We start from the raw sequence: 19032 nt of genomic DNA on the forward strand, positions 1-19032 counted from the left end.
GTTCAATCACTAAGCAGAGCTAACTTAGCCCTGCTTAGTGAGATTTTAATTACTGAGTAAGGTAACGGCTTCTTTGGTTAATTTTGTTATTTCTTCCCATTGGCCTTGCGCAATAAGATCCTTTGGTAACATCCATGAGCCACCGATCGTTGCAACCGATTTAACCGTCTTATATTCAATAACATTGGCCGTATTAATCCCACCTGTTGGGCAAAATGTGACCTGAGGCAATGGCGCTGAGATGGCTTTTAATGTTTGAGCGCCGCCGTATGCTTCTGCAGGAAAAAACTTAAGGTGGTCATAGCCTAGCTCCAGTGCTTGCATAATTTCAGATGGTGTCGCGACCCCAGGAATAAGAGGTACAGTCCCTTGTTGTGCGTGCAAAAGTAAAGTGGGTGACATTCCTGGTGAGATAGCAAACTTAGCGCCTGCTTGTACTGCGGCATCATATTGTGCGCAAGTTAAGACAGTGCCTGCTCCAACTAAGGCTTGGGGGAGCTCATTAGCAATTAATGTCATCGCTTCAAGAGCAACAGGGGTACGTAAGGTGATCTCAAAAATAGATATACCACCTTCCATAAGTGCTTTTGCCATGGGGATTGCATCTTCGAGCCGTTCTATAACCATAACGGGGATGATCGGTGAAATGGCAAAAACGTCTTGTGGTGCGATTGTCCAATTATTATTCATATCGCGCTCCCTATCTGATTGGGTTAATCTGGCTTCCGTGTCGATATGTGAGGGAGTATACCAAGTGTGCTTTTCTCTTGGACACTATAGGGATAATTTTTATGTGATAAACATCATATACTGGTTCTTGGAATTATATTCGGTAACGTAGTGATAAGTTTTTTATGGAGAATGACAAGATGACAACAACGTGTGCGTGGGCGCTGTCCGATCCTCTTTTGCAGCAATATCATGATACTGAGTGGGGGCGTATGCAAAAAGACGATAACGCTCTTGCTGAATGTTTCATTTTAGAGAGTATGCAAAGTGGATTGAGTTGGTTAACGGTACTGCGTAAACGTCCGGCTTATCGCGCAGCTTTTCTCGATTTTGATTTAGCAAAAATAGAAACCGAATTGTTACCTTTAGAGCGAGAACCGTTAGTTGAGCATATTTGCCAACAGTTTGATGTGATTAAACATAAAGGTAAAATTGCCGCTGCATTGAATAATCTGGCATTGCTGATTGAAGTACGAAAACAGACACCATTAGCCGATTTCTTTTGGCAGTTTGTTGATAATCAATCCATCGTGAATCAATGGCAGACCATGACACAAATACCCGCGCAAACTGAGCAATCTGTCATGATGAGTAAACAGCTTAAAAAGCAAGGCTTTAAATTTATTGGTCCAGTAACTTGTTACTCTTTCATGCAAGCTGTTGGTATGGTCAATGACCATTTAGTTGATTGTGATTGTTATCAAGATCATGATTAAAGTGCGCGCTCTAAATCCAACAACTGCTCTTTAATTGATATTCCACCATCATAGCCTGTCATCGAGCCGTTCTTACCAATTACTCGGTGGCAGGGAACAATAATTGCTACGGGATTATGACGATTTGCCATACCAACGGCTTGGCACGCTTTCGGTTTACCCAGTGCTTTAGCGATATCTTGATAACAGCAGGTTTTACCATAAGGAATTGTTAATAGTTGCTGCCAAACTGATTGTTGAAATGGTGTGCCTGATAAATCTAAAGGGGTTGAAAAAGTGGTAATGGTACCTGCAAGATAATCGGTAATTTCTTGGCAGGCTTGCACTAAAATAGGATGTGTCTCAATTCGAGTTCCTTTATCTTTCGCTTGAATTTCTTGTCCTTCAATCCAGAGGTGCGTCAGACCGTTATCGCTGGCACATAATGTTAATGTCCCAAGCTCAGTATCTAGCTGAGTGTAATAGCGCTGCATAGTTTTACTTATTCCTTAACCACCAAAAAGAAGTAATAGGATACGTGAAAAATAGGCGTTTTACAGTGAGGTGTTTGCCAATTAAAGCGGGAATTGAAGTTATTTGCTTGTTTTTACAAAGTCCATATTTGCAAAGTAATTTTGAATGATAAAAGCGCTCTAATGCTTTAAGAGGGGCGTACTATGCTTATATCGTATTCATTATATAAATTACAATGACAAAGGTGCACTTATGGAAAGTGGAGATGGCAACATCATTTTTCATACCATATCCGTTTTTTTCAATATGGTATGGCAAGTCTATTGGCCATTAGCGTTTGGTCTAATTCTTTCTTCTTTTATCCGTCATTTACTACCCGTTGAAACGGTTGCAAAAAACTTAGGCAAAACCACCGCGAAAAGTCTTTCGTTAACAACTGTACTTGGTATGGTCTCTTCTTCTTGCTCTTATGCAGCAGCATCTCTTTCGCATACCTTACTTAGTAAAAAATCAACAGTCGCTAACGCAATGGCATTTTTAGTTTCAAGTACAAACTTAATTGTCGAAATGTTCATTGTGTTAGTTGCATTATTGGGCTGGACTTTCTTTTGGGGTGAAATTCTTGGTGGATTAATCTTAATTGTTAGTGCGGCATTTTTGTTTGAACGATTTTATCCTAAAGATGTTGAACAAGAACTTCGAGCTAAATTGGCACAAGAGCAAGAAGCTTCAGCTGGTGGCCACAGTGATTGTGGTATGGATATGTCTTCAATGAAACATGATCACCATGATATGAGCACCATGAACATGAAAGGCGAGCACGAAGACTGTGGCATGGATATGTCTTCGATGAAACACGAACGTCATGATATGGGTGCCATGAACATGAAAGGTGAGCATGAAGACTGCGGCATGGATATGTCTTCAATGAAGCACGAACATCATGATATGGGTGCCATGAACATGAAAGGTGATCATGAAGACTGTGGCATGGATATGTCTTCGATGAAGCACAAACATCATGATATGGGTGCCATGAAACCGACTGAACCTCAATCACCTATGATGGAAAAAATCACTAAGTCAGCAGGTTTCTTCCAGATGGATTTAGCCATGATTGGCAAAGAGATCCTGATAGGTGTGGTTGTTTCTTCTATTTTGATTGCTGTTGTACCACTTGAAGGCTGGCGTACGCTGTTTATCAGTAATGATACTGCGCTACCTATGTGGCTTCATTCATTCCTTGATGTAGTGATTGGTATTTTTGTTGCTATGATCGCTTATGTTTGTTCGGTGGGTAATCTATTACTTGCAGCTGCGCTTTGGCATGGTGGTATCTCATTTGGTGGTGTGATCGGTTTTATCTTATCGGATGTTTTGACTATTCCAATGATAAAGGTATATCAGAAATATTACGGCAAACGTCCTGCTAAATGGATGGTTGGTTTGTTATTTATTGCTATCTTATTTACTGGCCTTTGTGTGGATGCCATCTTCCACGGTTTTGATATTAATGTGACAACAGAAGGTTTAAGAGCTATTAATCAAGACGGTTTTGGATTAAATTTAACTACCATTTTGAACTGTGTTTTTATTCCTTTGTCTATCTGGTATTACCGCTTAGGTAAAAAAGCAAATGCTGGAATGGGAATGAATATGTAATTCCTATTAGTTTGTTGAAAATAATAACAAAAATCGAGGTAACTATGTCTGTGTTTACAAACAAGGTCGCACTGGTGTTAGCGGGTGCTCAAGGTATAGGTAAAGCGTGTAGCCTACTTTTGGCTGAGCAAGGAGCGACAGTTTATGTTGCTGATTGGGCAGTAGAAGAGGCGCAAGCAACGGCGGATGAAATTAAAGCGAAAGGCGGTAATGCTGAAGGTCGATTCTTTAACGCTTTTGACAATGATTCCTATGCACCACTTATTGATTCTATCTTAGAAAAAGAAGGTAAAATTGATGTGTTGGTCAACAACTTTGGTGGTGTTGATCTACGAGTTGATCGCGATCTTGCCCACACAGACGTAGCTGACTGGGAAAAAAATATTCTAGCTAATATCAATAGCGTTTTCATTCCATCAAAAGCCGTGATTCCTGCGATGGTGAAAAATGGCGGTGGTAGCATTGTTAATATTTCATCTCTCTCTTCATTAAGTGCAGAAATGTCGAGTATTTCTTACGGTACAGCTAAAAATGCTATTAACCATATGACTCGCCAAATTGCGATTCAATACGCTAGCTACGGTATTCGTTGTAATGCTGTACTACCAGGTATGATTGCAACTGATGCTGTGAAGAAGAATTTAAATCAAGAATTTATTGATAACTTCTTATCGACTCAGCCAATTAAGCGTATGGGTGAGCCTGAAGATATCGCTAATGCAGTAGGCTTTTTAGCCAGTGATTTGGCAGGCTTTATTACGGGTGTTTGCTTACCAGTAACTGGTGGTATGAATATTGCGACTGCTCGTTATTTCTTTGATGCAGATAAGGTACAGTTTTAAAACTAAGACGTATTCCTAGCTCTGGTTCCTTGACAGTTATTGAGATCGACTCCTACAGTTAATTAGGTAAATGTATTGTTTTTAATAAATATTTAGAATGTTTTATTGGAGCAAGACAATGAAGTTTACTTTTATACTGTTGTTATTAATCCCAATATCAAGCTATGCCATGTTGGCTAAAGATCGGGATCAGAGTTATGGCAGCTTTTACAGTGAGCAGTTACGAATTGAGGCTATAACTCCTGTGCAGCGTGAACCTGAGTCATATCCTCGCCATGATCGAGATGAGTCTCCTGGTATGATACATGCAGAACAGCGTCGAATTGAGGCTTTACCGGTTAATAATTATAAACCACAGCCTATTGAGTTATTTGACCGAGATGAAAAGACCAGCACTCGTTATGCTACGGAATTGCGTCTTAAAAGTTTTGAATAAAAAAAGCGATCTTCGGATCGCTTTTTATTTGTTCTTTATCGAGAAATCGAATTAACCTTTATTTTCTAGGCCGCCCACTTCTTCGAATAGATTTGGTAGGAAAGCCGAGAACTCGCCACCCATCAGTGATAAATCTGCATCAATGCGTTGTGCGATATCTTCACGATCAATGTCTTCGTTCTGATCTTTTAGTTCATCGGAGAACTTCAGACGTTTTACGGTTAAATCATCAGCAAGAACAAAGTCGATACGATCTTGCCAATTCATCGCCAGTTTAGTTACAACCTTGTTCGCTTCAATGTGAGCAAGAATTTCGTCACAGTTTAGATCTTGTTGTTTACAACGGATAACACCGCCATCTTCTTCAACGGCTTTAAATTCAGCCTCTTCACCCATAGTGAAACCATGTGGTGCTTGGTTGCTTCGAACCCATTCAGTCATGGTTAGCGCCAGTGGTTTTTCTGCCACAACAGGCACTACAGGTAGACTACCGATGGACTTACGTAACAGTGCTAGCATGTCTTCTGCTTTTTTGAAGCTACCAGCGTCAACGATGATGAAACCCAGCTTTGGCATAATCAGAGCGTAAGTTTGCGATTTACGGCTAAATGCACGAGGCAGTAAATCCATTACGATTTCATCTTTTAGAGTATCTTTCTCAGTCTTTTTCAGCTTACGACCAAGATCTTTTTCCTGCATTTCAATCTTGTTGTTTAGTGACTCTTTGATCACCGATGCTGGCAGCATTTTTTCTTCTTTGCGCGCACAGATCAAAATGTTGTCACCAGAAACATGGGTAAACATGTCGCCGTGTTTGCCTAACGCATGTGCCCAGCCAAACTTTTGAATGTCTTGGCTACCACAAGGCGTAAAACGAAATTCTTCCAGCTGCTTTTCCAGTTGGTCTGCATTTAAATCAATTTCACGGGTAAAGCGGTAAGTCAGTAAATTCTTAAACCACATCATGGCAGTCACACTTCCTAGGGTTAAACAGTTGGGGCGCACATCTTAACCCAACCATGAAAAATTACTAAGGACGGATTTAAAATTAACATTAAGAGTGAGTGATCATAGGGGATCATCGTGAAATGGTATAAAAAGAAAAAAGCCGCTAAGGATTGAAGTGACCTCATCGAGTGGACATTTCAATTAAGCGGCTTTATCTCTGATAACAATGACGTGTTTTTTAGTCCATTGTCGTCCAAAGATTTTTAATGGATTAGCTTGTAAGGCTCTTATTTAGCAGGAGCAAAGTCTTCTGAAGCTTGGCGATGCGCCGTGTAGATAGCTTCACCATCACTTTCAGCATCGAAGATAACAGTAACATCTGGTGAGAACAGAATAACATCGCCGACTTCTGCAACGTATTTGTTGCCATCTGTATCACGCATTACAATCTTACCTTTGGTTACGACCTTGTACTCTACTGAATCATAAAAGTATTCAAACTCTACCCCAGGAGACATAGTGAAGTGACCAATTGTTAATGGCGCACTATTATTGGTAACAGCAACTTCAGCCATATCACTTTTTAAGCCTTCAACTTCGAGTAGTTTGCTTAGGTCATTTAGTTTAAAAGAGCCAGCTTTAATTAGTGTGATGCCTGATTTTTCCGTTAATGTAGTCATTGGATTTATCCTTATTTTCTTATAATAAAAAGGCCGACAGCTGCGCATCAGCCGTGTTGCAAGGTGTAGTGATTACATGCGTGCTTTGAAGATTTAGGGTTAGCTCGTTTTAAGTAATGTGCTTCGATGGAGATATATTAATTTTCTCATAAATAAAAACAATATCGTGTTTTTGCAATTAATTATTACTGATTGGTAATAGTAAATAGTGGCAGTATGATAGATTAGTACCTGATGTATTTGGCTTTATCATCCTAGTACACGTAAATAGAACTATTATTGAATACACATTCAAAAGATCGCTTTACTGCGATCTTTTTCATTTCTCCACCAATACAACCATTCCACCTTTCAAGCTAACCCTCTGACTTATGTATCAAAAATAAATTCTCATACTAGCCGTATTCGCTGTGAAATAGCGGATGTGGTTTGGGGTTTCTCACGGTACAATCGGTAGATTATTTCTGGCTAGGTTGCGCATTATATTATGAAAATTATCCATACCTCCGACTGGCACTTAGGGCATCAACTCCATGGCTATAACCGTGAATATGAACATCAAGCGTTCTTAGATTGGTTAGCCGACGAACTTGAAACTCAGCAAGCAGATGCTTTGTTAGTGGCAGGGGATATTTTTGATACCGCCAATCCGCCAGCTAGCAGTTGGCGCATGCTTTATCGCTTCCTTGCCAAAATTTCTAAAACGCTACCGAATTTAGATGTAGTGATGATAGGGGGGAACCACGACTCGCCAAGTAAGCTGGATGCGCCTCATGAACTATTAAAAGCGTTTGATCTGCATATGGTAGGCGGTATCCATCGTTTAGAAGATGGCTCGCTAGATGTTGAACGGATGCTGGTGCCTATTACCAATAAAGAACAACAAATTGCCGCTTATGTATTGGCTGTACCGTTTTTACGTAGCGCTGATTTACGTACTGATAACCTAGACGAAAACGACGACCGCTTAATTAAAGGTGTCGAAGTACTGTACGATGAAATGACCCAAGCTGCCCGAAAATTGCTTACGCCAGAACAAGCAATGATCGGTATGGGACACGCTTATATGGCATCAGGACAATTATCTGAAATGTCAGAACGTCGCGTATTAGGGGGTAACCAACATGCGCTACCTGCCTCAATTTTTGCTGATGATATGAGTTATGTCGCGCTTGGGCATTTGCACTTAGCACAAAAAGTCGCGAAGAAAGAGCATGTGCGTTACAGCGGCTCGCCAATTCCGTTATCAATGTCAGAGCGTAATTATAAGCACCAAATTCTAGCGGTAGAATTAGACGGTAATGAGGTTACAGCGATTGATGAAATTAACATTCCTCGCAGTGTCGATATGCTTAAAGTGCCAGCCAAACCAGCCCCTCTTGATGAAGTATTAGCTGCATTAAAAGCCTTACCTGATGATGAGCTGCCACGAGAGCAACAACCATTTTTAGAAGTGCATGTACTGCTCGATAAGCCTCAAGCTTTATTGCGAGAAAAAGTGCTGCAAGCGTTAGAGGGGAAAGCGGTACGTCTTGCCAAAATCACCCCTCATTATAATCAACGCGAGCAGCAAGACAGTTTGCAGCATCGCCGTTTATCCGATGTATCACCGCAACAGGTGTTTGCCCTTAGTTGGAATAAAAAATTCGATGGTGAGCCAACAGAAGCTATGGTTGAAGCTTTTGAAACCCTATTAACGCAAGTTGAAGAACAAGACGAAGAGAGATAATAACAATGAAAATCCTTGCGCTTCGCGGCGAAAATTTAGCGAGTTTACAAAGCCAATTTGAGATTGATTTTGCTGGTGGTCGCTTAGGTGATGCTGGCTTATTTGCAATAACAGGTAAAACAGGTGCGGGTAAATCGACGTTACTTGATGCAATCTGTTTGGCGTTATTTGACCGTATTCCTCGTTTGCAATCTAACAAAAAGAACGATGCAGAGATTGGCCGCGATGATGACGATAATCGCATTAAAGCCAATGATGTGCGCAGTATTTTGTCTCGGGGTAAAGGTGAAGGGTTTGCGGAAGTAGATTTTGTTGCTAACGATGGCTCTTATTGGCGCGCGCACTGGCATGTTCGTCGTGCTCGCGGTCGAGTTGAAGGCAAAATTCAAGCGGCGGAACAATGGTTAGAAAACATTGAAACTGGGCAACGTTTTGCGGGCAAAAAGCAAGAGTTGCAAGCGGAAATTGAAAACCTGATTGGCTTGAGCTTCGATCAGTTTCGTCGTGCAGTCATGTTGCCTCAAGGTGAGTTTGCTGCCTTCCTTAAAGCTGGAGCTGACGAGCGTGCTGCACTATTAGAGCGTATGACAGGCGGTGAAATTTACGGGCGTTTATCCATTGCGGCCCATGAACGCGCTAAAGACGAAAAACTCAAGTTAACTCAGCTTCAAGGTAAGTTGGGTGATATTGCCTTACTAACCGACGAAGAGCGCGAAGCGTTAAATGCGCAATTAGCGACAGCCCGTGAGCAAGTTAGTCATCAGCAACAAAAGCTTGAGCTCCTTAAACAGCACCAAGAGGTATTAGTCAACGCAGAAAAACTGAATCATCGTGTCAGTGAAAGTGAGCTGCAGTTAGAGCAAGCCAAGCAAGCGCAACAATTGGCTGAGCCACGTTATCGTCAACTAAATCAGTATGAACAAGCATTACCTGCACGTGGTGATTTTACCCTATTATCGCAAGCTCAACAACAAGTAATTAAGTGGCAACAGGTACTGCAATCGACAACGGCTGAATTAACAGCAAAACAGCAGCAACAAGAGCAATGGCAAATTAAGGTAGAGCAAAGCCAGCAGCAATTGAAACAAAAGCAGCAGGCATTTAGTGAACTTGAACCCAAATTAAAACAAGCAGCCAGTATTGAACAAAAGCGTGATGGTCTGCAGCAACAAAGCTTAGAACTACAACAGCAATTAGCTAGCCTAAACAAAGAGCTTACTGCACAGCGCGATCAACTGGTAAACCACCAACAACAGCAGCAAACAGCCCAATCACAGCAGCAACAAGTAACTACAGCACTGACGCAAGCTCAAGGTGTAAAAGCTTTAGCAGAGCAGCAGAATGCAATTAAAGATAACATCAGTCAGTATCAACAAGCACAAAACCAGATTAACCAGTTGCAAGAAGATATCAGGCAGCGCGAAACAACTCTGGCAACAGTGACTGAGCAACTGAGCCAACTGGATAAGCAGCTTGCGGTATTGGCTCAGAAAAAGCAGCAATTAACAGAGCAAATAACTAAGCATGATTTGACTGCACTAGAGCAATTACAAGATCAAGAACGCCAACATTATGCGGCATATCAGCAATTAGGTGGTAAGTTAAAAGAGAGCTTATTTGGCCTTGATAAATGGCATGGCTTATTGCAACAGCGTGATAAATTTCAGCTGCAGCAACAGGGTTTGGTCAATAGCATTGCCAGTAGTGAACAACGTTTAGCGATATTGGTTCCTGAGTTATTAAAGCTCGATGCACAGCTTAAAGAAGTTGAATTTCAGCTAAACCAAAGCCGTGCGGTTATGAGCTTAACGGACTATCGAGAGCAGCTTGTAGAAGGGGAACCTTGTCCATTATGTGGGGCAGCAGAGCATCCTTATCAGCAGCATAATCCGCAAGTTGACAGCATTATTAACCAGCAACAACTGCGATTACAGCAATTAGCGCAACAACGGCAAGACGCTCATACCGAGCAGCATCAGTTAACTCAATCAATTGCCCAAGATAAGCAACGTCAAATCGAACTTGAGCAGGAGATTTTAGAGTTAAATAACACCATTCAAGGATTAGTGGATCAGCAGCAAAGCCACTGGACTGAGTTAATGGTCGTGGATTTAGATGCCATCACTTTAGCGGAAATTGTTCTAGCGACCGATAGCGATTTAGCTCAACTTTCTCACTATCAAGCAAATTGGTCGCAAGCTTTAGATGATGCCCAAGCTCAAATGCAGCAGATTAAAGCGCAGGGTGAGCAGCGTAAAGTTCTCATTGAAGAGGTGAAAAAACAGCAGCATCACTTGCAGCAGTTAACAGAGCAAGAAGCTGAGCAGAAAGAGCACGGCTATCTGTTAACCCAGCAGCAAACTCAAGCGCAAGAACAGTTGAATGCCTTTATCGCCCAAGTAAATAACGTGCAAAACGTGGTAGCGGAACGACAGCAAGCGTTAATGGCTATCTATGGCAATGACACCTGGTTAAATACATTAGCGCAACAAGGAACAGCAGGCTTTATTGCTGATTTAGAACAGCAAATTCAGCAGTATCAAACTAATGTTGAACAACAGCTGCGACTTGAAAAACAATTGACTGAGCTTGCGCCAGTGCTTGCAACTTTAACTAATAGCGTGCAAAACGGTGAGCAGCAAATCAATGAGGTTACCGCGAAAGTAACTCGTCTTGTTAAGGAGCAGCAGGCTTGTTGGCAGCAACGTATTGAACTGATTGGTGAACAACCATTAGATACGATTGAACGCTCAGCCAAAGCCGATATTGATACACAGCAGCAACAATGCCAACAACGACAAACGCAATTAAATCAACTAGCAGAAGTGATTGCCGCCGAGCTGACGAAACAGCAGAACGCAACCCAACAGTTAGCTGAATCAGAACTCACACAACAAAAGCTGAGCCAAGTATGGCAAACGTGGTTAGAGAAATTGGCATTAACCGAAGCTGAATTAACCGAGCTGCTAAGCAAAGACGATACTTGGTTACAGCAAGAGCGCAGTGAACTCAAACAGCTAGAGCAAGCCGTGTCTCAAGGTGAAACCATAGTTAAAGAAAGGCAGCAAGCCCAATTGGATTATCAGCCAACGATTGATCTGGCAACGCAGTGGTTTAATGAACATAACATCGGTGATGATACTTCAGCGCAGCAGCAATTATTCACCCAGTGGCAGACAGAGAAAGCGCAACTTGATGATCAGGTATTCCAATTACGTCAGCGTTTAGAGCAGGGTGTTCAAGCGGAAAAACAAGCCGGAGACCTTCGCACTGCTTTAGCGACCCAACAGACTCAAACTGAGTTATGGATGGAAATGAGCGACTTAATTGGTTCTGCAACGGGTAATAAATTCCGTACATTAGCTCAAGGATTAACCCTGCAACAGTTGGTGATTAATGCCAATGAGCACTTGTATGAACTTGCGCCTCGTTATGCATTACAACCTGTACCGGGCAGCCCATTAGCCTTGCAGGTGATCGACCATGATATGGGGGATGAAGTGCGCAGTGTGGAATCGCTATCTGGTGGTGAAAGTTTCTTAGTATCACTGTCGTTGGCTTTAGCGTTAGCCTCACTGGCGGCTGATACCCGCCAATTAGGATCACTCTTTATTGATGAAGGTTTTGGTACGCTTGACCCGGATAGTTTAGAGATGGCTTTGGCTTGTTTGGATGCGTTACAAGCTGATGGTCGTCAAATTGGGGTAATCTCTCACGTTGGTACGCTGGTGGAACGCATAGGGGTGCAGGTTGCCGTGGAAGCACAAGGTGGTGGCCGCAGTCGTATTGAAATAAAGGGCTAATGAAAGGGATCTTTATCACATACGTTTTATCATGTAGTTATGGTAAATGTGGCTCATAAATTACAGCGGGTTGGTGAATTATTTTGTCACTAGCCCGTTTTCTTTATTGATTCGCCAATGAAAGGTGATCGAGTCAATATATTTATCGTAATAGGCAATAAGATAGCTAGTGAACAGTGAGTTTTTTATCGCACTTAGTCACAAAAGTGTCATAATTACCCCACATAATGACGCTCGACAGAGACAGAAACGACTAGGTATATTTGATTATGGTAAGACGGATTCTTGTAGTAGAAGACGAAGCACCGATTCGTGAGATGTTGTGTTTTGTGCTAGAGCAAAAAGGCTATCAACCGATTGAAGCTGAAGATTACGACAGTGCTCTAGAAAAAATATGCGAACCTTATCCTGAGCTGATTCTAATGGATTGGATGTTACCTGGTGGCTCGGGCATTAATTTAATTAAACATCTTAAACGTGATGAGTTAACTCGTCAGATCCCGGTTGTTATGTTGACCGCTCGTGGGGAAGAAGAAGATAAAGTTCGTGGCCTTGAAGTTGGGGCTGATGACTACATTACAAAACCTTTTTCTCCTAAAGAATTAATGGCTCGTTTAAAAGCGGTGATGCGTCGAGTTTCGCCTACTGCATTAGACGATACTATTGATGTGCAAGGCTTGAAATTAGATCCTGTTTCTCATCGTGTGACATCCAATGATGAACCGTTAGATATGGGGCCTACTGAGTTTAAGATGCTGCATTTCTTTATGACGCATCAAGAGCGTGTTTACAGTCGAGAGCAGTTACTCAATAACATTTGGGGAACGAACGTTTATGTTGAAGATCGCACTGTTGATGTTCATATTCGACGTTTACGTAAAGCCCTTGAAGCCAGTGGTCATGAAAAATTAATTCAGACGGTTCGTGGCGCAGGTTATCGTTTTTCAACTCGCACTTAATGCATCATTAAAGAACGAACGACATAAAGCTGCAAGCTCAGGTTTGCAGCTTTGCTGTATCAAAAAAGTGGTATAAAAAGTAGCAACGAAGCAGAACGTTGTTACGGGAGTGGAACATGGTCGAAAGACTGTCATGGAAAAAACTGGTGTGGGAACTGGTTCTGTTTTATTTGCCATGGATCGTACTGGGTATGATCTTTGGTTATTTACCGTGGTTTTTACTGATCGCCACTTGGATTCAACTTATTTGGCACTTTCATAATCAATTAAAAATGTCTAATTGGTTGTGGAATGAGCGCAGCCTAACCCCTCCAACCAGTACAGGCAGTTGGGAACCACTGTTTAATGGTATTTATCGTTTGCAGCAGCGTAACCGCCGTCGTCGTCGTGAGTTGGCCACATTGATTCGCCGTTTCCGTAATGGTGCCGAATCTCTACCCGATGCGGTTGTAGTGTTTCGCAGTGAAGGTAATATCGTTTGGTGTAACAAATTAGCGCAAAACTTATTAGGTTTTCGTTGGCCCGATGATGCAGGTCAACCGATCAACAATTTGCTACGCAGCCCCGACTTTGGCCGTTATTTGGCCCATCAGCAGTTTGAACATCCTATTGAAATCACATCCCCAATGAACTACGACCGTACGTTGGAACTGCGTATTGTACGCTATACGGAAGGCGAATATTTGATGGTGGTTCGTGACGTTTCTCAACTCAAACAACTTGAAGGCATGCGTCGTAACTTCTTTGCCAATGTTTCTCATGAATTGCGTACTCCGATGACGGTTCTGCAAGGATATCTAGAGATGTCGAGCGATCCTGATATGTTAGTTGGGCCGATGTGGACACGAGCTCATGGTGTCATGACCGAGCAGTTATCACGGATGAATGCATTAGTGGAGCAGCTACTTACTCTATCTAAAATTGAAGCGGCACCAACGATTGATTTGGAAGAAGTGGTTGATGTGCCAAAGATGCTGGATCTATTAGAGAAAGAAGCACAATCACTTAGTGGCGATAAAAATCAACAGATTCATTTTGAGATTGATCGATCTTTGAAAGTCCATGGCGATGAAGATCAGTTGCGCAGTGCAATTTCGAACCTTGTGTACAATGCGGTAAAACACACTCCTGAAAATGCCGCGATTACGGTGCGTTGGTATAACACCAAAACTGGCGCTAAATTAGAAGTGACTGACAGTGGTGAAGGGATCGCCCCACAGCATATTCATCGTTTAACTGAGCGTTTCTATCGTGTTGATAAAGCGCGATCTCGTGAAACGGGGGGGAGTGGACTGGGCTTAGCCATTGTTAAACACGCCTTAAGTCACCACGATACACACTTAGATATTGCAAGTGAAGTTGGCGTAGGGAGTACATTCTCTTTTGTGCTGCCAAACCGTTTAGTTGCACAAGCTGAGGTTGCGTAATGAAAAGGGGCTGGCGGTTCAGTCAAATCGTGGTAATCGGTACCTTGGGGTATTGCTCGGCAGCTTTTACCCAAAATTTGACGACTTCTCCGCTTGATGTTCAAAGCGCTCAATTAGGCAGTTATAGCAGTGAGAATCGAACAGATAACCAACCAAGCTCGACTAATGAAGCTTTGACGTTACTGTTGCCTCACTATCATCGAGTCAGTGGTATTTCGGGCAATTTGTCATCGTCGGGCTCAGATACTTTGGCAAATCTAATGACCTATTGGGCTGAAGAGTTTAAGCGCCGCTATCCGAACGTTCATATTCAAATTCAAACGGCGGGGTCATCAACGGCACCGACGGCACTAACGGAAGCAACAGCTCAGCTTGGGCCGATGAGTCGTCAGATGAAAACCAAAGAGATTGAAGCATTTGAGCACGAATATGGCTACCCACCCACTGAAATCCGAGTTGCCATTGATGCATTAGCCGTGTTTGTACATGAGGATAATCCATTAAAAGGGCTAAACTTTAAACAGCTCGATGCGATCTACTCTCGAACGTATCAGTGTGGTGCTGTAGAACCTATTACACGTTGGGGGCAACTGGGCCTAACGGGGAGTTGGCAACATCGCCCAATTCAGCTATTTGGCAGAAACTCAGTATCAGGAACTTACGGTTATTTTAAAAAACGTGCGTTATGTCGAGGAGATTTTCGCAGTAACGTCAATGAGCAACCTGGTTCTGCATCGGTTGCACAATCGGTATCTACCTCTCTTAACGGAATTGGTTATTCGGGAATTGGTTACAAAACAACGGGTATTCGTGCTATTCCCATCGCCCGAGAAGGCAACGAATATGTAGAAGCGACCATTGATAACTCAGTATCAGGTCGCTATCCCCTTGCTCGTTACTTGTATGTTTACGTCAATAAGAAACCAAACAAGCCATTAGCGCCTATTGTACAAGAGTTCTTTCGTTTTGTTCTCTCACAAGATGGCCAGCAGATAGTGCAAAAAGATGGCTATGTTCCAGTGCCGCAATCCGTTGTGGAACAAGACCTGATTAAGTTAGGTCTTGGCCATAACTCAGCTGCCAATTAACTTTGTGCCAGTAGGCTTGCTCACGGACTAAGTCGGCTTCTAGCAGTTGATTTTCTTTAAGCCATTCAGAAGGCAAAGTTAGATGCCAATGTTGCTGGTTGGCTTTGAGGTGGATAGTTGGATGAGGTAATCCACGTCGCTGACCATTAAAGATCACAGCAAGGCGCAAAGCTCGGATCATTGGATAAATTTGTTTGCGGCTATACAGTGAGAGCTCGGCCATCTCGGTCAGTTTAAGGCTTTTTCGTTGAAAACGGGCTAACGTGGCAAGTAAGGTTTGTTGCTCAAGGTTAAAGCCTGGCATGGTGGAATAACGCAATAAGTAGCTAGAATGGCGATGAAAACCAGGATAGCTAATGCTTAACCCGACTTCATGAAGTAATGCAGCCCAATTGAGTAGTGACGTTAGCTCACTGTTGTTATCTTCTGATGGTGTTAACTGACGATATAAATACAGCGCCGTCTCTTTTACTCGAGTCGCCTGGTGGACATCAACATGATATTGCTTCGCTAAGGCTTTTGCCGTTCGTGTGCGAATATCTTGTTGGCGAAAGCGAGATTCCATTTCATAGAGTAATCCTTCCCGCAATGCGCCATTGGAAAAAGATAGTGTGGCAATATTCAATTCTTGAAAAATGGCCGAGAGGATAGCAACACCTGCTGCGAAAACCGGTTGGCGATCAGCACTTAATCCAGGTAAATCCAATTGGGTTATTTTTTTACACTTTATCATCTGCTCAATAAGCTGAGTCAGTTTCGCTAAAGTAATGTCACCTTCATTGAGCGCTGGGTTTTGGGCTTCTAATACTTCACGTATTGCTTTGATAGTACCTGATGAACCCAGAGCAAATTGCCATCCTAAGGCTTTGTATTGTTCGGCGATACTTTCTAGTTTTTGCTTGGCAGCTAACTGAGCTTGATGGAAGTTGCGTTTATTTAGTTTTCCATCAGCAAAGAAACGTTGGCTATAGCTGACGCACCCCATATGTTTGCTATAGAGCAGCTGTGGTGTAAATCCAGAGCCAATAATTAGCTCAGTACTGCCACCGCCAATATCAATGACTAGCTTTTGTGCCATCGATTCGTGAGTATGAGCCACGCCAAGGTAAATTAATCGAGCTTCTTCTGTTCCTGGAATTATCTCAATAGGATAAGGTAAATAATGCTCGGCACGTTTTAGAAAAATATGGGCATTTTTAGCCTGGCGCAAAGTATAGGTTGCTGCGATTCTGACATCGGCTTGAGGAAAATCTTGTAACCGTTCGGCAAACATGGCTAAGCACTGAAGCCCTTGTTGTATAACCGTTTGGTTGAGGTTGTTATGACTATCTAAGCCAGAAGCTAAACGAACCCGTTGTTTATGTCGACTGATAATTTGTAAGCTATTACCGATAATACGAGCAACAACCATGTGAAAACTGTTTGAACCCAGATCGATGGCAGCAATCTCGCGAGGTGCTTTGTATTCACTGTTCATGCTGTCTCCCCAAGAGCTTTTCTTGTCGTTTTAGATAGCGGTAAATTGCCAGTTGTGACCGAACTTTTTTGCCCGTTGTTACTCGCTGGCGATATTGATTAGACTGCTTTGCATCGATAACTCGTGCTTTTACGGAATCTTGCAGATGCAGTGCCATTATATCAATAATAGTTTGTTTAAGTTGCGGATCATAAATAGGACATCCGACTTCGATTCGACGATCTACATTTCGAGTCATCCAGTCTGCCGATGAGATATACACATCAGGTTGTCCTTGATTATGAAAAATCATCACTCGAGAATGTTCGAGAAAGCGATCAACAATACTGATAACGCGAATATTTTTACTCAAACTATCATCTTCGGTTTGTAAGCTGCACATACCTCGAATAATCAAGGTAATTTCCACCCCATCTTGGCTGGCTTGATACAGCTTTTCGATTAAGCCTTCATCCGTTAGGTTATTCAGTTTTAATACAATTTTTCCGATATATCCTTGCTTAACGGCTTTTCGCTCTTGTTTGATCAGATGATAGAGCTTTTGTCGCATATTTCGTGGGGAGACAAGCAGATGTTCAAACTGACAATCATAGTAAGGATTAGCAATATAGCGAAAGACATCTCGAACTTCTTTTGTTAACTTTTTATCTGCTGTTAATAGAGAAAAATCAGTGTAAACCTGAGCACTGTCTTCGTTAAAATTTCCGGTCCCAATATGAGCATAACGAGCCCATTTCCCATGTTCTGAGCGTGTAATTAAGCACAGTTTTGAGTGTATTTTTAATCCCGGAACCCCAAATAAAACGCGAACCCCTGCTTGTTGTAATTGTTTGGCCCAAGATAAATTGGCTTCTTCATCAAATCGAGCTTGTAACTCCACGATAACCGTAACTTGTTTGCCGTTTTTGGCTGCTTGAATCAGAGATCGAACAATACGAGATTGTGAGGCTAAACGGTAAATATTGATTTTGATGCTATGAACTAAGGGATCAAAGGCCGCTAAACGGATTAACTCAGTCAGTGGCAGAAAATCGTGATAAGGATAATAAAGTAAGACATCGTGAGCCGATATGGCTAAAAATGGATTGGAATTTTTAGCAAGCTGAGTACTTATTAATGGTGGCAGTTTGGGATGTACAAGATGATCATTGCCAATAGATGGAAACTGCATAAGCCATTTATCGTTATGAAAATTATTCGTAGGCTGAAGGCTTAAAGGATCATCAATATTGAGCAGTTGACATAAATACTGTAACAGAGCGTCTGGCATATTGTCTTGATAGACTAAACGAACCGTTGGTGCGGATAATCGTTGGGTTAAACTTAGCGAAAGTTTGTCTAACACTGATTGTTCTTCATCTAAGCTCCAATCTAATTGGCTATCACGGGTAATGGTAATGGCGTAGCAGTGAAGCTGACGATAGGAAAACAGCGGTTGAAACAGTTTTGTCAGATAAAATCGAATTACTTCATCTAAAAAAACCAGATGGTGATGGGTAGCGTGGTGAGTCGGTATTTTAATAAAAACATCCAGTTGAGTTGGGATATCAACCAAGGCATAAATTTGGTTATCTTCTTGCTCGATAATCACAGCCAAATAACTACCATGATTATGAAACTGACTATGGACGCTAAGCAACTGAGGTGTGAGATGAGGCAATATATTCTGGCTAAAATATTGCTGGAGCCATGCTTGCTGATATCCCGCTAAGGACTCAATACCGTTGAGATGAATGTGTTGCTTTTGTAGTGCATGAATAATGTGATCATAGGCCGCAGTAAAGCGTTCATTTTGTTGGTCTATTTTCTGTTGCAGTCGTGCCAAAAGCAGTTGAGCATTATCACCTTTATTTCGTTCTGACTCGATAAGGATATGACGTTTAATTTCAGCAATGCGAACTTTGTAAAACTCATCTAGGTTATTGGCATAAATCCCCAGAAAACGCGCTCGTTCAATAAGAGGCACGCTACTATCTTCAGCCTCTTGTAAAACGCGATGATTAAAGCTCAGCCAACTGAGTTCTTTGTTAATAAAACGCATATCCATATAGTGAGTATTATTCGACAATTAAATGTTTCTATC

15 protein-coding genes are annotated in these 19032 nt (G+C 42.1%); 9 read left to right on the plus strand and 6 right to left on the minus strand.

Annotated elements, in window-relative coordinates; all coding sequences use genetic code 11:
* Positions 1–45: 45 nt before the first annotated feature.
* Complete coding sequence (locus tag WAX86_RS03430; RefSeq protein ID WP_044176484.1) at positions 46–690, minus strand: bifunctional 4-hydroxy-2-oxoglutarate aldolase/2-dehydro-3-deoxy-phosphogluconate aldolase; 645 nt, start codon at positions 688–690, stop codon at positions 46–48.
* A gap of 164 nt (positions 691–854) precedes the next feature.
* On the opposite strand from WAX86_RS03430, the gene WAX86_RS03435 reads away from it, so the two are divergent.
* Positions 855–1445: a DNA-3-methyladenine glycosylase I gene (locus WAX86_RS03435; protein WP_065170038.1), complete on the plus strand. Its 591-nt coding sequence runs from the start codon at positions 855–857 to the stop codon at positions 1443–1445.
* Here WAX86_RS03435 and WAX86_RS03440 read toward each other — a convergent pair.
* Entirely contained in the window at positions 1442–1918 is a 477-nt protein-coding gene (locus WAX86_RS03440) for a methylated-DNA--[protein]-cysteine S-methyltransferase (protein WP_065170039.1), read from the minus strand. The two genes, WAX86_RS03435 and WAX86_RS03440, sit on opposite strands and share 4 nt — an antisense overlap.
* A gap of 232 nt (positions 1919–2150) precedes the next feature.
* On the opposite strand from WAX86_RS03440, the gene WAX86_RS03445 reads away from it, so the two are divergent.
* The 3 genes from WAX86_RS03445 (at position 2151) to WAX86_RS03455 (ending at position 4838) form a co-directional block, all read left to right on the plus strand.
* Positions 2151–3560, plus strand: coding sequence for a permease (locus WAX86_RS03445; RefSeq protein WP_341489108.1), 1410 nt, complete (start codon positions 2151–2153; stop codon positions 3558–3560).
* Positions 3561–3604: 44 nt separating this feature from the next.
* The gene (locus tag WAX86_RS03450) at positions 3605–4402 is read left to right on the plus strand and encodes an SDR family NAD(P)-dependent oxidoreductase (protein WP_005300880.1); all 798 of its coding nucleotides are present in this window, start codon (positions 3605–3607) and stop codon (positions 4400–4402) included.
* Between the two features lie 118 nt (positions 4403–4520).
* Positions 4521–4838: a hypothetical protein gene (locus WAX86_RS03455; protein WP_065170042.1), complete on the plus strand. Its 318-nt coding sequence runs from the start codon at positions 4521–4523 to the stop codon at positions 4836–4838.
* 51 nt (positions 4839–4889) lie between these two features.
* On the opposite strand, the gene rdgC is transcribed toward WAX86_RS03455, so the two are convergent.
* A complete protein-coding gene (gene rdgC, locus WAX86_RS03460; protein WP_171027800.1) occupies positions 4890–5801 on the minus strand; it encodes a recombination-associated protein RdgC in 912 nt (303 codons plus the stop codon).
* Between the two features lie 272 nt (positions 5802–6073).
* Entirely contained in the window at positions 6074–6466 is a 393-nt protein-coding gene (locus WAX86_RS03465; protein ID WP_237029454.1) for a hypothetical protein, read from the minus strand.
* A 487-nt stretch (positions 6467–6953) separates the two neighbouring features.
* On the opposite strand from WAX86_RS03465, the gene WAX86_RS03470 reads away from it, so the two are divergent.
* The 5 genes from WAX86_RS03470 (at position 6954) to WAX86_RS03490 (ending at position 15472) form a co-directional block, all read left to right on the plus strand.
* Positions 6954–8195, plus strand: coding sequence for an exonuclease SbcCD subunit D C-terminal domain-containing protein (locus WAX86_RS03470; RefSeq protein WP_341489109.1), 1242 nt, complete (start codon positions 6954–6956; stop codon positions 8193–8195).
* Positions 8196–8200: 5 nt separating this feature from the next.
* Positions 8201–11998, plus strand: a complete 3798-nt coding sequence (locus tag WAX86_RS03475; protein ID WP_341489110.1) for an SbcC/MukB-like Walker B domain-containing protein — start codon at positions 8201–8203, stop codon at positions 11996–11998.
* A 269-nt stretch (positions 11999–12267) separates the two neighbouring features.
* Positions 12268–12957: a phosphate regulon transcriptional regulator PhoB gene (gene phoB, locus WAX86_RS03480; RefSeq protein ID WP_005300864.1), complete on the plus strand. Its 690-nt coding sequence runs from the start codon at positions 12268–12270 to the stop codon at positions 12955–12957.
* Between the two features lie 116 nt (positions 12958–13073).
* Entirely contained in the window at positions 13074–14384 is a 1311-nt protein-coding gene (phoR, locus tag WAX86_RS03485; RefSeq protein ID WP_005300860.1) for a phosphate regulon sensor histidine kinase PhoR, read from the plus strand.
* Positions 14384–15472 carry a PstS family phosphate ABC transporter substrate-binding protein gene (locus tag WAX86_RS03490; RefSeq protein ID WP_138241894.1) on the plus strand — a complete coding sequence of 363 codons (1089 nt, stop codon included), beginning with the start codon at positions 14384–14386 and terminating at the stop codon, positions 15470–15472. Before phoR ends, WAX86_RS03490 begins: the two co-directional genes overlap by 1 nt.
* Here the strand turns inward: WAX86_RS03490 and ppx are convergent.
* Together ppx and ppk1 are read right to left on the minus strand one after the other, a co-directional pair.
* Positions 15435–16949 (minus strand): exopolyphosphatase, encoded by a 1515-nt coding sequence (gene ppx / locus WAX86_RS03495; RefSeq protein ID WP_341489111.1) that lies wholly within the window; start codon positions 16947–16949, stop codon positions 15435–15437. The genes WAX86_RS03490 and ppx overlap by 38 nt on opposite strands.
* Entirely contained in the window at positions 16939–18996 is a 2058-nt protein-coding gene (gene ppk1, locus WAX86_RS03500) for a polyphosphate kinase 1 (RefSeq protein WP_376788112.1), read from the minus strand. The genes ppx and ppk1 overlap by 11 nt, the downstream gene beginning before the upstream one ends.
* Positions 18997–19032: the final 36 nt, after the last annotated feature.

It is taken from the genome of Photobacterium damselae subsp. damselae (genome assembly GCF_038086725.1).
Classification (GTDB): Bacteria; Pseudomonadota; Gammaproteobacteria; order Enterobacterales; family Vibrionaceae; genus Photobacterium; species Photobacterium damselae.